The sequence below is a fragment of the Halosegnis marinus genome, from assembly GCF_029338355.1.
Lineage (GTDB): Archaea > Halobacteriota > Halobacteria > Halobacteriales > Haloarculaceae > Halosegnis > Halosegnis marinus.
Map to the genome: position 1 here is coordinate 1420097 of NZ_CP119802.1, position 12700 is coordinate 1432796.

The 12700-nt window shown below is 71.9% G+C and carries 15 protein-coding genes; 9 read left to right on the top strand and 6 right to left on the bottom strand.

Annotated features, from left to right (window positions below):
• The first annotated feature begins 47 nt into the window (after window positions 1-47).
• The gene (locus P2T37_RS07930) at window positions 48-662 is read left to right on the top strand and encodes a DUF309 domain-containing protein (RefSeq protein ID WP_276233369.1); all 615 of its coding nucleotides are present in this window, start codon (window positions 48-50) and stop codon (window positions 660-662) included.
• Here P2T37_RS07930 and P2T37_RS07935 read toward each other — a convergent pair.
• The 3 genes from P2T37_RS07935 to P2T37_RS07945 form a co-directional block, all read right to left on the bottom strand.
• Window positions 659-1276 carry a protein-L-isoaspartate(D-aspartate) O-methyltransferase gene (locus P2T37_RS07935; RefSeq protein ID WP_382211170.1) on the bottom strand — a complete coding sequence of 206 codons (618 nt, stop codon included), beginning with the start codon at window positions 1274-1276 and terminating at the stop codon, window positions 659-661. The genes P2T37_RS07930 and P2T37_RS07935 overlap by 4 nt on opposite strands.
• A 4-nt stretch (window positions 1277-1280) precedes the next feature.
• Window positions 1281-1922 carry an HVO_0476 family zinc finger protein gene (locus P2T37_RS07940; RefSeq protein ID WP_276233370.1) on the bottom strand — a complete coding sequence of 214 codons (642 nt, stop codon included), beginning with the start codon at window positions 1920-1922 and terminating at the stop codon, window positions 1281-1283.
• Window positions 1923-1994: 72 nt separating this feature from the next.
• A complete protein-coding gene (locus tag P2T37_RS07945) occupies window positions 1995-2945 on the bottom strand; it encodes an aminopeptidase (RefSeq protein WP_276233371.1) in 951 nt (316 codons plus the stop codon).
• Window positions 2946-3028: 83 nt separating this feature from the next.
• Between P2T37_RS07945 and P2T37_RS07950 the strand changes: the two genes are divergently transcribed.
• From P2T37_RS07950 to P2T37_RS07960, 3 genes are all read left to right on the top strand, one after another.
• Window positions 3029-4042, top strand: coding sequence for a type II glyceraldehyde-3-phosphate dehydrogenase (locus P2T37_RS07950; protein ID WP_276233372.1), 1014 nt, complete (start codon window positions 3029-3031; stop codon window positions 4040-4042).
• Between the two features lie 70 nt (window positions 4043-4112).
• Window positions 4113-4499 (top strand): Hsp20/alpha crystallin family protein, encoded by a 387-nt coding sequence (locus tag P2T37_RS07955; RefSeq protein ID WP_276233373.1) that lies wholly within the window; start codon window positions 4113-4115, stop codon window positions 4497-4499.
• 64 nt (window positions 4500-4563) lie between these two features.
• A complete protein-coding gene (locus P2T37_RS07960; RefSeq protein WP_276233374.1) occupies window positions 4564-5397 on the top strand; it encodes a proline dehydrogenase family protein in 834 nt (277 codons plus the stop codon).
• On the opposite strand, the gene P2T37_RS07965 is transcribed toward P2T37_RS07960, so the two are convergent.
• Window positions 5394-6041, bottom strand: coding sequence for a DUF502 domain-containing protein (locus P2T37_RS07965; protein ID WP_276233375.1), 648 nt, complete (start codon window positions 6039-6041; stop codon window positions 5394-5396). The genes P2T37_RS07960 and P2T37_RS07965 overlap by 4 nt on opposite strands.
• 222 nt (window positions 6042-6263) lie before the next feature.
• Here P2T37_RS07965 and hemL point away from each other — a divergent pair, with 222 nt between their 5' ends.
• Window positions 6264-7604 carry a glutamate-1-semialdehyde 2,1-aminomutase gene (gene hemL / locus P2T37_RS07970; protein ID WP_276233376.1) on the top strand — a complete coding sequence of 447 codons (1341 nt, stop codon included), beginning with the start codon at window positions 6264-6266 and terminating at the stop codon, window positions 7602-7604.
• A gap of 130 nt (window positions 7605-7734) precedes the next feature.
• On the opposite strand, the gene P2T37_RS07975 is transcribed toward hemL, so the two are convergent.
• Complete coding sequence (locus P2T37_RS07975; protein ID WP_276233377.1) at window positions 7735-7992, bottom strand: glutathione S-transferase N-terminal domain-containing protein; 258 nt, start codon at window positions 7990-7992, stop codon at window positions 7735-7737.
• Window positions 7993-8187: 195 nt separating this feature from the next.
• On the opposite strand from P2T37_RS07975, the gene hemC reads away from it, so the two are divergent.
• Genes hemC through P2T37_RS07995 form a run of 4 tightly spaced genes read left to right on the top strand, consistent with a single transcriptional unit; the run spans window position 8188 to window position 11951 of the window.
• Window positions 8188-9240: a hydroxymethylbilane synthase gene (gene hemC / locus P2T37_RS07980; RefSeq protein ID WP_276233378.1), complete on the top strand. Its 1053-nt coding sequence runs from the start codon at window positions 8188-8190 to the stop codon at window positions 9238-9240.
• Window positions 9233-10006, top strand: a complete 774-nt coding sequence (gene cobA / locus P2T37_RS07985; protein WP_276233379.1) for a uroporphyrinogen-III C-methyltransferase — start codon at window positions 9233-9235, stop codon at window positions 10004-10006. Before hemC ends, cobA begins: the two co-directional genes overlap by 8 nt.
• A 15-nt stretch (window positions 10007-10021) precedes the next feature.
• A complete protein-coding gene (locus P2T37_RS07990) occupies window positions 10022-10747 on the top strand; it encodes a uroporphyrinogen-III synthase (protein ID WP_276233380.1) in 726 nt (241 codons plus the stop codon).
• A gap of 46 nt (window positions 10748-10793) precedes the next feature.
• Window positions 10794-11951 carry an MFS transporter gene (locus tag P2T37_RS07995; protein ID WP_276233381.1) on the top strand — a complete coding sequence of 386 codons (1158 nt, stop codon included), beginning with the start codon at window positions 10794-10796 and terminating at the stop codon, window positions 11949-11951.
• 3 nt (window positions 11952-11954) lie between these two features.
• On the opposite strand, the gene P2T37_RS08000 is transcribed toward P2T37_RS07995, so the two are convergent.
• Window positions 11955-12668 carry a DUF5828 family protein gene (locus P2T37_RS08000; RefSeq protein ID WP_276233382.1) on the bottom strand — a complete coding sequence of 238 codons (714 nt, stop codon included), beginning with the start codon at window positions 12666-12668 and terminating at the stop codon, window positions 11955-11957.
• Between the last annotated feature and the right edge of the window lie 32 nt (window positions 12669-12700).

Consider the following 12700-nt stretch of genomic DNA (forward strand, 5'->3'; position numbering starts at 1 on the left):
CCGTTCCCGACTGACGCCCTTTTGTCCCCGCGGACGCTTCCGACTCCATGGACGTGCCGCTCGCCGACCGCCTCCGCGCCGGCGTCGCCGTGTTCAACGCCGGTCACTACCACGCCGCCCACGACGCGTGGGAGCCGCCGTACCGCGACGCCGACGGCCCGGCGCGCGACTTCCTCCAGGGGCTCATCCAGTACGCCGCCGCGGCCCACCACGTCACGACGGGCAACCGCGAGGGGGCACAGGGGCTCGCGGACAGCGCGCTCGGCTACCTCGACGGCGCGGACGACCGCGGTATCGACCTCGCGCCCGTCCGCGCGTGGCTCCGCGACTGCCGGGACGACTACCCGGCCGTCGCGGGCGAGCGGCCGCCCGCGCTCGCGCTCGACGGGGAGACGCCCGACCTCCCGGACCTGCGCTACCCCGCGGCGGCCGTCGCCGCGCCGCTCGTCGCCGAGGCCACGGGCTACGACGCCGGCGCGTTGCGGGCGGGCGCGGAGTACGCGCTCGCGGACCTCGCCGACGAGGAGGTGGGGAGCCCCTTCGTGACCCTCGTCCTCGACTTCCTCGCCGGCGAGCGACGGGGCGTCATCGTCACGCGCCTCTCCCAGCACGTCGACCGACGGCGCTCCCGGGAGGACGACGTGAAGGGCCTGTTCGACTAGAGCAGCGGGACGAACCGGACGCCGCCGTGGTCGGTGCGGTCGCGCACGCACGCCCCCTCCCCGACGGTGAACGCGACCAGCCGCTGGGTCGCGCCGCCGACGGGGGCGAGCAGGGTCCCGCCGGGTCGAACCTGCGCGAACAGCGCGTCCGGGACCGACTCGGCCGCGCAGGTCAGGTAGCAGGCGTCGTAGGGGGCGTGTTCGGGCCAGCCCTCGCGGCCGTCGCCCGCCCTGACCGCGACGCCGTAGCCGAGGCGGTCGAGCCGTTCCCGTGCCCGCTCGGCCAGCGGCGCGTGGTACTCGACGGAGAACACGTCGGCCCCGAGTTCGGCCGTCACCGCGGCGTGGTAGCCACAGCCGGTGCCGATTTCGAGGACGCGGTCGCCCGGGCGGGGGTCGAGCAGGTCGGCCATCGCCGCGACCATGTGCGGCGCGGATATCGTCTGTCCCTCGCCGATGGGGAGCGGCCGGTCGGCGTACGCCTCGTCGCGTCGCGCCGGGGGGACGAACTCGTGGCGCGGGACGGCGGCCAGCGCGTCGAGAGCACGCTCGCCGATGTCGTCCCGCTCGCGGAGGCGGGCGACCATGCGCTCGCGGTCGCGCTCGCGGCTCACGGCCCTACCAGGCCGACCACGCGCTCGACGTCTCGTCGCGGGCGTACACCCGCTTGAGGTCCTTCGCGAGCGCCGAATCGCCGGTGTAGTCGAACTGCTTGCGGTCGTAGTCGGCGACGCCGTCGCGGATGACCAGCCCCTCGACGGTGAACTTCTCGTCGCCGTACTGGGCCGTCTCGTCCACCATGAACTGCTCGTCGCCCGGCACCCGGAGTTCGAGCGAGCGGGTCTCCTCGCGCCCGCCCTCCTTCGGGTGGAGCGTCACGTCCACGACGACGTTCTCGACGGCGCGGGTCCACAGCGTCTCCACCTCCTCGAAGGGGACGCGGCCGCGCCGCCCCTCGTCCGTCTCGATGGCCGTGACGCGCACCTGCATCAGCGCCTCCGGGGTGTCGAGCAGGAACTCGTCGCCGACCTCGACCTGCTCGCCGGGGTCGCGCTCGTACTGGACGGCGAAGGAGTCGCCGTCCTGCGAGACGACGGTGCGGCGCGCGACCGTCTCCTCCTCGGGGAGCGACTCCTTGTGGATGTGGCCGCACTCGCCACACCGGACGGTGGCGGGGTCGGCCTGCTTCAAGACCTCGTGGGCGGTCGGCGCGTCCGGCGAACACGACGGACACGCGACCGCGACGCGTGACTGACTCATTACCCGCCGTAGCCCGTCCGCGCGTAAAAGCGCGCGGACTGGCCGCGAGACGTCCTCCGCGCCGGTCGGGGCCTACTCGACCTGCGGGAGCTCTACGACCTCCCCGTCCGCGTACACCGTCGGCTCGCGGAGCACGCCGTCGGAGTGGATGGGCGCGGAGGTGTCGCCGCCGATGGAGGCGTCGTCGCCGACGGCGATGTGGACGGTCCCCCCCGCCTTCTCGTCGAGCAGGACCGAGCCGACGAGTTCGGAGACGGCGACGTTCGTCCCGATGCCGAGTTCCGCGAGGTTGTACGCGTCCTCGCCGACTTCCTCGGCGGCGCGCTCGAACTCCGCGGCCACGTCGGGGTCGGAGAAGTCGGTGACGTAGCCGTCCTCGACGGTCACCTCGACCGTGTGGCCCTCGTCGAGGAGGCCGTGCGGGCTGACGGTCCCGTCCACGACGTAGGTGCCGTTCGCGGTCGTCGGCGAGACGAACACCTCGCCGGCCGGGAGGTTCGAGAAGTCGCCGTCGCCGCGGACGATGCCGGTGTCGTCGTGCCACTCGCGGTCGCCGAACGCGAAGGTGATGTCGGTGCCCTGCGGCGACGTGACGCGTATCTCCTCGGCTCCGGCCACCTGTTCGAGCATCGCGGCACACTCGTCGGCGATTTCCTCGTAGTCGGCGTCGAGTCCGACCGCGAACACCTCCTCGGTGATGCCCGGCAGGGTCGCGCCGCGCGCGCCGGCCTCGCAGGCCGCCGAGCGCGCCCGGGTGTGCGAGAGCGACTTGGTGGTCGGCGCGAGGAAGGCGTCGGCCTCCGTCATCGCGGCGGCGACCGCGGCGGGCGGCTCCTCGGCGTGCTGGTCGCGCGGCGGGAACCGGACTATCTGCGCGTCGTTCGTCACGTCGCGGGCCGCCTCGTACAGCGCCTCGCCGACGGGGGCGCGCTCGTCGTCGGTCACGACGAGCAGGGACTCGTCGGCGTCGAGGGCGAGACACTGTTCGACGGCGGTGCGGGCGGGGGCGGCGAGGTCGGTCATACCCGCGGGTCGGGACGGCCCGAGATTAGCTCTTGGGTGTCCGCCTCGAAACGGTTAACGGGGTGCCGGCGCGAGTCGCGCGTATGATACAGGTCGCGGTCAACGGCTACGGCACCATCGGGAAGCGCGTCGCGGACGCCGTGACGGCACAGCCGGACATGGAACTGGTCGGCGTCGCCAAGACCAGCCCGAACCACGAGGCCGAGACGGCCGTCGAGAACGGCTACCCGCTGTACGCCGCCATCGAGGACCGACTCGACCTGTTCGCCGAGGCGGGCATCGAGGTGGCCGGACTCGTTGAGGAGATGGTCGAGGGCGCGGACGTGGTCGTGGACGCGACGCCCTCCGGCATCGGCGCGGAGAACAAGGCGCTCTACGAGGCCCACGACACGCCCGCGCTGTATCAGGGCGGCGAGGACGCCGACCTCGTGGACACGAGCTTCAACGCGCGCGGCAACTACGCCGACGCCGAGGGAGCAGACCACGTCCGCGTCGTCTCGTGTAACACGACCGGGCTGTCGCGCCTGCTCGCGCCGCTCGACGAGGCGTACGGCGTCGAGAAAGCCCGGGTTACCCTCGTCCGGCGCGGCGGCGACCCCGGCCAGACCGGCCGCGGCCCCATCAACGACATCCTCCCGAACCCGGTCACCCTGCCCTCGCACCACGGGCCGGACGTGAACACGATATTCCCGGAGCTGAACATCGACACGCTCGGGATGAAGGTGCCCGCGACGCTGATGCACACCCACTCGGTCAACGTCACGCTCGACGAGGTCCCCGACGCGGACGACGTGCGCGACCTGCTGGCCGGCGAGGACCGGCTGTTCCTGATTCCCCCGGCGTACGGCATCGACGGCGCGGGGAAGCTCAAGGAGTTCGCGATGGACCGCGGTCGCCCCCGCGCGGACATCTGGGAGAACTGCATCTGGGACGAGTCGATAACCGTCGAGGACGACGACCTCTACCTGTTCCAGGCCATCCACCAGGAGTCGGACGTGGTGCCGGAGAACGTCGACGCCGTGCGCGCGGTGCTCGGCGCCGCCGACCGCGAGGAGTCGATGGCCCGCACGGACGAGGCGATGGGGCTCGGCTTCTGAACGGCCCCGGAACCGTGTGAGTCGTTGACGGGGTCAGAAGGCTTTTGCGTAGAAACGGCTTACCGGTGGTATGCGCAGGGACGACCGCGACGACCCCTTCGACGACTTCTTCCGCGAGATAGAGCGGATGATGGAGGAGATGACGGGCGGGAACGTCGACATCAGCGCCGAGGCCGACGCCGGCTTCGGCGACGACGCGCACTTCTCCGTACAGACGGCCGACGACGCGGTCCGCGTCGTCGGCGACCTCCCGGGCATCGACAAGGACGGCCTCGATGTGAAGTGCGACGGTCGCACGCTCACCGTCGTTGCCCGTTCCGAGCGCCGCGAGTACGAGGAACGCCTCGACCTCCCCGCGCCCGTGGACGAACACACCGCCGCCGCGTCGTTCAACAACGGCGTCCTCGAAGTGACGCTCGAACGCGCCGACGACTCCGCCGACATCGACCTCCGGTAGCTCGGTTCTCCCCACCCGCCCATGGAAGGGACACCGGCTTAACCGGGCGACCGCTACTGGACGTATGCTTCCGCCCATCGCGAGCAACTTCGTCGCGGGCGAGTCCGTGCCGACCGCGCTGGCACACACCCGTGAACTGAACGAGGGGGGCGTCGGGGCCATCCTGAACCTCCTCGGCGAACACTACGACGACCGCGCGAACGCGGCCGCCGACGCCGCGGTCTACCGCGAACTCATCGCCCAGATCGGCGAGTCCGACCTCGACGCGCGCGTCTCCGTGAAACCGAGCCAGATCGGGCTGGACGTCGGACCCGACACCTTCGAGGAGAACCTCTCCGCCGTCGTGGACGCCGCGGCCGAGCACGACGCCTTCGTCTGGGTCGACATGGAGGACCACACGACCGTGGACACGACCCTCGACGCCTTCGAGGCGAACGTCACGGAGTACCCGAACATGGGGCTGTGCGTCCAGTCGAACATGAAGCGCACGCGCGACGACCTCGAACGGCTGGTCGAGCTGCCGGGAACGGTCCGGCTGGTGAAGGGCGCCTACGACCCGCCGAAGGAGATCGCCTACAAGGAGAAAGCCGACGTGAACCGCGCGTACCGCGAGGACCTCGCGTACCTGTTCGAGCACGCCGACCGCGTCGCGGTCGGGAGCCACGACCCCGCGATGGTCCAGCGGGCGAAGGAGCTCCACGACGAGTTCGGGACGCCGTTCGAGGTGCAGATGCTGATGGGCGTCCGCGAGGACGAGCAGTTCGACCTCGCCGCGCAGGGGTACGACGTGTACCAGTACGTCCCCTTCGGCGACAAGTGGCTCTCGTACTTCTACCGGCGCGTGCGCGAGCGCAAGGAGAACGCGCTGTTCGCGCTGCGGGCCCTCGTGTCGGGCTAGTCCTCCGCGTCGGGTTCCGCGCCGGTCTCCTTCTCATCCTCGTCGTCGCCGACCAGCCCGGCCGGCACCTCCCGCTCGCGCGACTCGCCGAAGCCGGCCGACAGCACCCGCGTCAGCGCGTCCTCGACGCGCTCGTCGGTCACCTCGTACTCGTGGGGCTCCACCTCGATGACGAAGCCGGTGGTGATGTTCGGCGAGGTCGGGAGGAACAGCACGTCGCGGCCGTCGTCGGTCGTCTTCCCGGTCTTGAACGCGGTCATCCGGTGGCCGTGCCACGTCTCCAGCTTCACGGGCGCCTGCAGTTCGTCGGTGCCCGACAGCGCCGTCTCGGCGGCCATCTTCGAGGCGTTGTAGACGATGCGCAGGCCGGGCAGGCGGTTGAACACGTCGTCGAGGACGCCCTCGACGATGTCGCCGACGGCGGTGCGCATCAGGTAGCCGACCGCGAGCACCAGCAGGGCGAAGAACAGCAGCGTGAGCGGGACGTACGCCTCCGTGGGGATGCCGTCGGGGAACACGTTCGTCGCCACCGCGACGCCGAGGATGGCGGTGTAGATGTACACCACGACGAACGCCGTGGCGAGGATGGGGACGAGGATGACGAGACCGCTTGCGAAGTCCCGTTTCCACGAGGAGGGCAGCATCTACCCGAACGTCGGAGCGGGGCGTAATCAGCGTGTCGCACCCGGGACCCGAGCGAGCGGCGGGAGCGACGGGTCACGGACCGACGAGCGGGAGCGAACGTCGTGAGCGACACGCGAGCAGGGCGACGCGAGCGGAGCGAGCGTCGCCGAAGGGGAGCGGGACCGTCGCCGTCGGAGGGCGAGCGGGAAACTACTAACCCCGCCCCGTCCGAACCGCGCCACATGACACACGAGCGGACCCGCGAGATATACGACCGGGCGCTGTCCGTCCTCCCGGGCGGGGTGAACTCGGCGGTGCGTGCGGCCCCCCAACCGTACCCCCTGTTCGCGCGGAAGGGCGACGGCGGCCACGTCGTCGACGCCGACGGGAACCGATACGTCGACTGGATACAGGGGCTCGGCCCGCTGCTGTACGGCCACGACCTGCCGGAGCCGGTGACCGCCGCGGTCCAGAAGCGGGTCGCCGAGGGGCCGGTGTTCGGGATGCCGACCGAACTCGAGGTCGAGCACGCGGAGTTCGTGACGCGCCACGTCCCCTCGGTGGAGATGATACGCTTCGTCAACAGCGGCACGGAGGCGACGGTGTCGGCGGTGCGGCTGGCGCGCGCGGTGACGGAGCGCAACAAGGTCGTCGTGATGCAGGGCGGCTACCACGGCGCGCAGGAATCGACGCTCGTTGAGGGGGACGCCGACCACCCGAAGCCCTCGACGCACGGCATCCCGCAGTCGTTCGCGAAGCACACGCTCCCGGTGCCGTTCAACGACGCCGAGGCCGCGAAGGACGTGTTCGAGGAGCACGGCGACGATATCGCGGGCGTGCTGGTCGAGCCGGTGCAGGCGAACTCCGGTATCGCCTACCCGGTCGACGGCTACCACGAGACCCTCGCGGACCTCTGTGAGGAGTACGGCTCGCTGCTCGTCTGGGACGAGGTCATCACGGGCTTCCGGGTCGGCGGCCTCGGCTGTGCGCAGTCGAAGTTCGACATCGACCCCGACGTGACGACGTTCGGGAAGATAATCGGCGGCGGCTTCCCCGTCGGGGCCATCGGCGGCAAGACCGAGTACGTCGAGCAGTTCACCCCCTCGGGCGACGTGTTCCAGGCCGGCACCTTCTCCGGCCACCCGGCCGCGATGGCCGCGGGGCTGGAGGGGCTGAAGTACGCCGCCGAGCACGACGTGTACGACCACGTCAACGACCTCGGCCGGCGGCTCCGCGAGGGCCTCTCGGAGATCGTCGCCGAGCGCGCCCCCGAGTACACCGTCGTCGGGACGGACTCGATATTCAAGGTCGCGTTCACCCGCGCGGACGCGCCGCCGCAGGACGACTGCTGTGCGAACGGCTGCCGGCAGGACCCGGAGTGTGCCCGCTTCGGCGCCTGCCCCAAGCGGGGCACCGACGCGGCGCGGATGGAGACGGACCGCTACGCGCGGCTGTTCCGGCCGGCGATGCGCGACGACGGCGTCCTCGTCTCGCAGAACCAGTACGAGGCGAACTTCGTCTCGTACGCCCACACGGAGGAGGACGTGGAGCGGACGCTCGACGCGTACCGGGAACACCTGTAGCTCCCCGGTCGGCGGTCCAAAGAACCGAGTTGGAGACGACGGCTCAGGGGGCCGTCGCCTCGCGAGTTCCCGCTCGCATTAGTGCGAACGGCTACCTACGCATAACCCTTGGGGTGGGGATTCCGCCGTCTCAGGCGCTCGCTCCCGCGCCGTACGTCTCCTCCAGGTACGCGACGATGTCGTCGCTCTCGGGCATCCCCTCGACGCCGTGCTCGGGGTCGACGAGGACGGGGACGCCCGTCTGGCCGCTGACCGCCTCCACCTCGGTGCGCTCGTCGTGCGACCGGGGGACCATGTGGCTCTCGTACTCCAGGTCGAGTTCGTCCAGCTTGTCGATGACCTTCGCGCAGTAGGGACAGCCTTCCAGCTCGTACAGTTCTAGCGTCATCGCTTCGCCGTACGGTGGCGAGCGGGAAAAGCCCTGTCGCGACGTGCGCCCGGCGCGCAGTCCCGGGGCAGCGGCGCCGAGCCGACGGGGCCGTCCGTTCGCCGACGCGCGGCCGCGACCGGATTTCGTATCCCGATATACACTTTATCGCCTCGGACCCGAAGGGGGTTTGAGCGTGGCCACCCACCCCCGGATATGGACATACGGCTCGCGACACGCGGCTCCGACCTCGCCCTCCGACAGGCGGCGTCGGTGAAGGAGCGGCTCTCGAACCGCCGCCGCTCCGTCGAACTCGTCGAGGTGGAGACGGAGGGCGACCGCATCGAGGACGAACTCATCCACCGGCTCGGGCGCACCGGGGCGTTCGTCCGCGCGCTGGACGAGCGCGTGCTCGACGGGGACTGCGACGCGGCGGTCCACTCGATGAAGGACATGCCGACGGAGTTCCCCGAGGGGCTCGTCGTCGCCGGCGTGCCGGACCGCGCGGCCCCCAACGACGTGCTCGTGACGCCGGACGGCACGGCGCTCGCGGACATGCCCGAGGGCGCGACGATAGGCACCGGGAGCCTCCGGCGGCGGGCGCAGTTGCTCGCCGAGCACCCGGGGCTGACCGTCGAGCCCGTGCGCGGCAACGTGGACACGCGCGTCGAGAAACTGCTCGCGCCCCACGTCCAGGACGAACACGAGCGCCGGACGGAGATGGTCGAGAACGGCGAACTCGAACGCGGGGCCGTCGAGGAGTGGTTCGAGGGGCTCTCCGAGATCGAGCGCCGCGCGGCCGAGCGCGACACCGACACGCGGTACGACGCGCTGGTGATGGCCGAGGCGGGGCTGGACCGCGCGGGCCTGCTCCACCACCTCGACACCGAGTCGCTCGCGACGGACACCTTCGTCCCCGCCCCGGGACAGGGCGCCATCGCGGTGACGGCCGCGGACGCGTCGGTCATCGAGGCCGTCCGCGACATCGACCACCCGCGGACCCGGGTGGAGACGACCGTCGAGCGGACCGTCCTCGGGGAGCTGAACGGCGGCTGTATCGCCCCCATCGGCGTCCACGCGGTCGTCCAGGGCCAGCACGTTCACACGGTCGCGCAGGTGCTCGGCCCGGACGGCGAGGAGTCCGTCCGCGAGACGCGCGACCTCCCGGTCGAGGACCACGCGAACGCCGCGGCCGCGTTCGCCGCCGACCTCGCCGACCGCGGCGCCGACGAACTGGTCGAGGCGGCGCGCGAGCGGGCCGATGAGTGACGGCGTCGTCTACCTCGTCGGGAGCGGCCCCGGCGACCCGGACCTGCTGACGGTGAAGGCCCGGCGGCTCATCGAGGAGGCCGACGTCGTGCTCCACGACAAGCTCCCCGGCCCGTCGCTCGACCTGGTCGACGACGAGCGCGCGGAGGACGTGGGAAAGCGCGCCGGCGGCGAGCGGACCCCGCAGGAGTACACGAACCGCCGGCTGGTCGAACTCGCGGAGGCGGGCGAGACCGTCGTCCGGCTGAAGGGCGGCGACCCGTTCGTCTTCGGGCGCGGCGGCGAGGAGATGGAACACCTGGCCGAGCACGGCATCGAGTTCGAGGTCGTGCCGGGCGTGACGGCCGGCGTGGCGGGCCCCGGCGTCGCGGGCATCCCCGTCACACACCGCGACCACAACTCCAGCGTCTCCTTCGTCACGGGCCACGAGGACCCCACGAAGGCCGAATCGGCGGTGAACTGGGAGGCGCTCGCGGCGACGGGAGGGACCATCGTGGTGTACATGGGCGTCGGCAAACTGCCCGACTACACCGCCGTCCTGCGCGACGCGGGCATGGCCGCCGACACGCCCGTCGCGCTCGTCGAGCGCGGGACGTGGCCCGAGCAACGGGTCGCCGTCGGCACGCTCGACGACATCGTCGCCGTCCGCGACGAGGTCGGCATCGAACCGCCCGCCGTGACCGTCATCGGCCCGGTCGCGGCCACGAGAGAGCGCGTCCGCGCGTTCCTGCGGTCGCCGTACGAGCGCCCGGACACGGAAGAGTAAATCACATACGACGATATGAAACCGACCATCGCCGTCTTCCGACCCGACGACGAACGCCTCGCGGACGCGGTCGCCCTGCTGGAGTCGCTGGGCGCGGTGCCCGTCGGCGACCCGATGCTCGAAGTCGCGCCGACCGGGGCCGCGCCGCGCGGGGACGCCGACTACGCGATACTCACATCGAAGACCGGGGTCGAACTCGCCGCCGACGCGGGGTGGAACCCCGGCGACGCCCTCGTCTGTGCCATCGGCGAGGCGACCGCCGGCCACCTCGCCGAACACGGCTACCCGGTCGACCTCGTCCCCGAGGAGTTCTCCTCGGCGGGGCTGGTCGCCGCGCTCGGCGACGACGCGGCCGGCGCGCGCGTCGAGGTAGCCCGCTCGGACCACGGGAGCGACGTGCTGCTCGACGGCCTGAACAACGCCGGGGCGTACGTCCACGAGACCGTCCTCTACGAACTGACCCGCCCCGAGGGGAGCGGCGAGTCGGCGACGCTGGCCGCGGCCGGCGACCTCGACGCCGCGCTGTTCACCTCCTCGCTCACGGTCGAGAACTTCCTCGACGCGGCCGCGGCCCGCGGCGTGCGCGACGCGGCGCTCGCCGGCCTCGACGGCGCGGTCGTCGGCTGTATCGGCGCGCCGACCCGTGAGACGGCGGAGGGCCTCGGCATCGCCGTGGACGTGGTCCCCGACGAGGCCGACTTCGGGGCGCTGGCGCGGGCCGTCGCGGCGCGCTTCGACTGATTGCCGGCGTCGCGCCCTTTTCACCCGACGGTCGCGCAGGCCCGGTATGGGTGGCTGGCGCGCGGTCGGCGCGGTCGCGGGCTGGCAGGCGGCGGCCTCGCTGTGTTACTACTCCGTGTTCGCCGCGACGACGTACTTCCGCGGCACGTTCGGCGTCTCGCGCACCCTCGTCGGGGTGTTGACCGCCGTCGCGACGCTCGGCTACACGCTCAACCTCTTCCCGAGCGGCGCGGCCGTCGACGGGTTCGGCGAGAAGCGCGTGATGGTCGTCGGCCTCGGCGGGCTCGCGGCCGCGACGGCGCTGATGGGCCTCGCCCCCACCGTCCTCGCGCTCGGGGGCGCGGTCTTCCTCCTCGGGACGTTCTACGCGACGGCGATGCCCGCCTCGAACCGCGGCATCGTCAGGAGCGCGCCGCCGGGCCGGGAGAACTCCGCGATGGGGCTGAAGCAGGTCGGCGTCACCGTCGGCTCGGGGGCCGCCTCGCTCGTCGTCGCGGGGGTCGCGACCGTCGCCGCGTGGCAGTGGGGGTTCGGCGTCGTCGCCGTGCTCGCCGCCGGCTACGCGGTCGTCTTCCTCCTCACCTACGAGGGCGGCGGGGGCAGCGGCGAGTGGTCGCTGCCCGACGTGGCGAGCCTCCGGGGGAACCGCGCGTACCTCCTGCTCGTCGTCGCGGGGCTGTTCGTCGGCGCGGTCGTGTTCACGACGGTGAGCTACACCCTGCTGTACGCCGACGAGTCGGTCGGCGTCTCGGCGGCCGCGGCGGGGGTCGTCCTCGCCGGGGTGCAGGCGACGGGGAGCGTCGGTCGCCTCGGGGCCGGCGCGCTCGCCGACCGCCTCGGCGGGGGCCGCGGCGCCGCGACGGTGACCGCCGCGCAGGCAGCCCTCGCCGCCGTGCTGTTCGGCGTCCTCGCGTTCGGCTCGCCGTCGCCCGCCGTCGCCGTCGTCCTCCTGCTGGGCGTAGGGGTCACAATCCTCGGCTCCACGGGCGTGTACTACTCCTGTATGGCCGCGGTCGTCGGCGACGACGAGGTGGGCGCGGCCACCGCCGGCGGACAGACGGCCATCAACGCCGGGGGGCTCGTCGTCCCGCCGGCGTTCGGCTACCTCGCCGACACCGCCGGCTACGGCGCGGGGTGGGCGCTGCTCGCGGGCTGTGGCGTCGCGGCGTTTCTCGCCGTCGCGGCGGTGCGCGCGGTCGGTTAGAACTCAGTTCGAGGTGGGCCGTGAACGCCCCTCGGTGATGCCCTCGTCGCCCTCGTCCTGCACGTCCGGGGTCTCGACGCCCTCGACGGCCTCGGCCACGTCCGTCTCCTTCTCCGTATCGACGTGCCAGCGCTCGACCGTGTTCTCGTAGTCCGCGAGGCGGTTCGAGACGTGTATCTTCAGGTCGTCGTCGTTGACGTTCACCTCCAGGCTGTACTCGTCGCCGCGTCGGCCGACGTTCGCGCTCACGAGTTCGTTGTCGAAGTAGTACGGCGCGATGCGCGTCATGACGTTCTTGTACACCGCGCCCTCCACCTTGCGGATGGCCTTGCGGCCGGCGGAGTCGGCGGCGCGCGCGAGGTGGCCGACGGACTCGCGCCACTCGTCGACGGCCTCCTCGGGGTCGTCCAGCTTCCCGTAGGAGTCGGCGAGCTTGTCGCCGGCGGCCTTCACGTCCTCGTCGGGGTCGACGCCCTCCTTCTCGCCGGTCCCCTCGCCGACGCTCGCCTGTTCCGCGGTCTTCTCGTTGACGTCCTCGTCCAGCCGCTCGTGCTGTTTCGGGCGCCACTCGTCCCACGCGTCGAACGCCCCGTCGGGGACGGTCACGTCGTCGCGCTCCCGGCCCACGTCGCGCAGCGCGCGGGTGACGCGCTCGCCGTGTTCCACGATGTCGCCCCACGTGCCGCGTTCGCTGAACCCGGAGACGCTCTCCTCCATTCTCGGCTCCTACCGTCCCCGTGCGAATAACG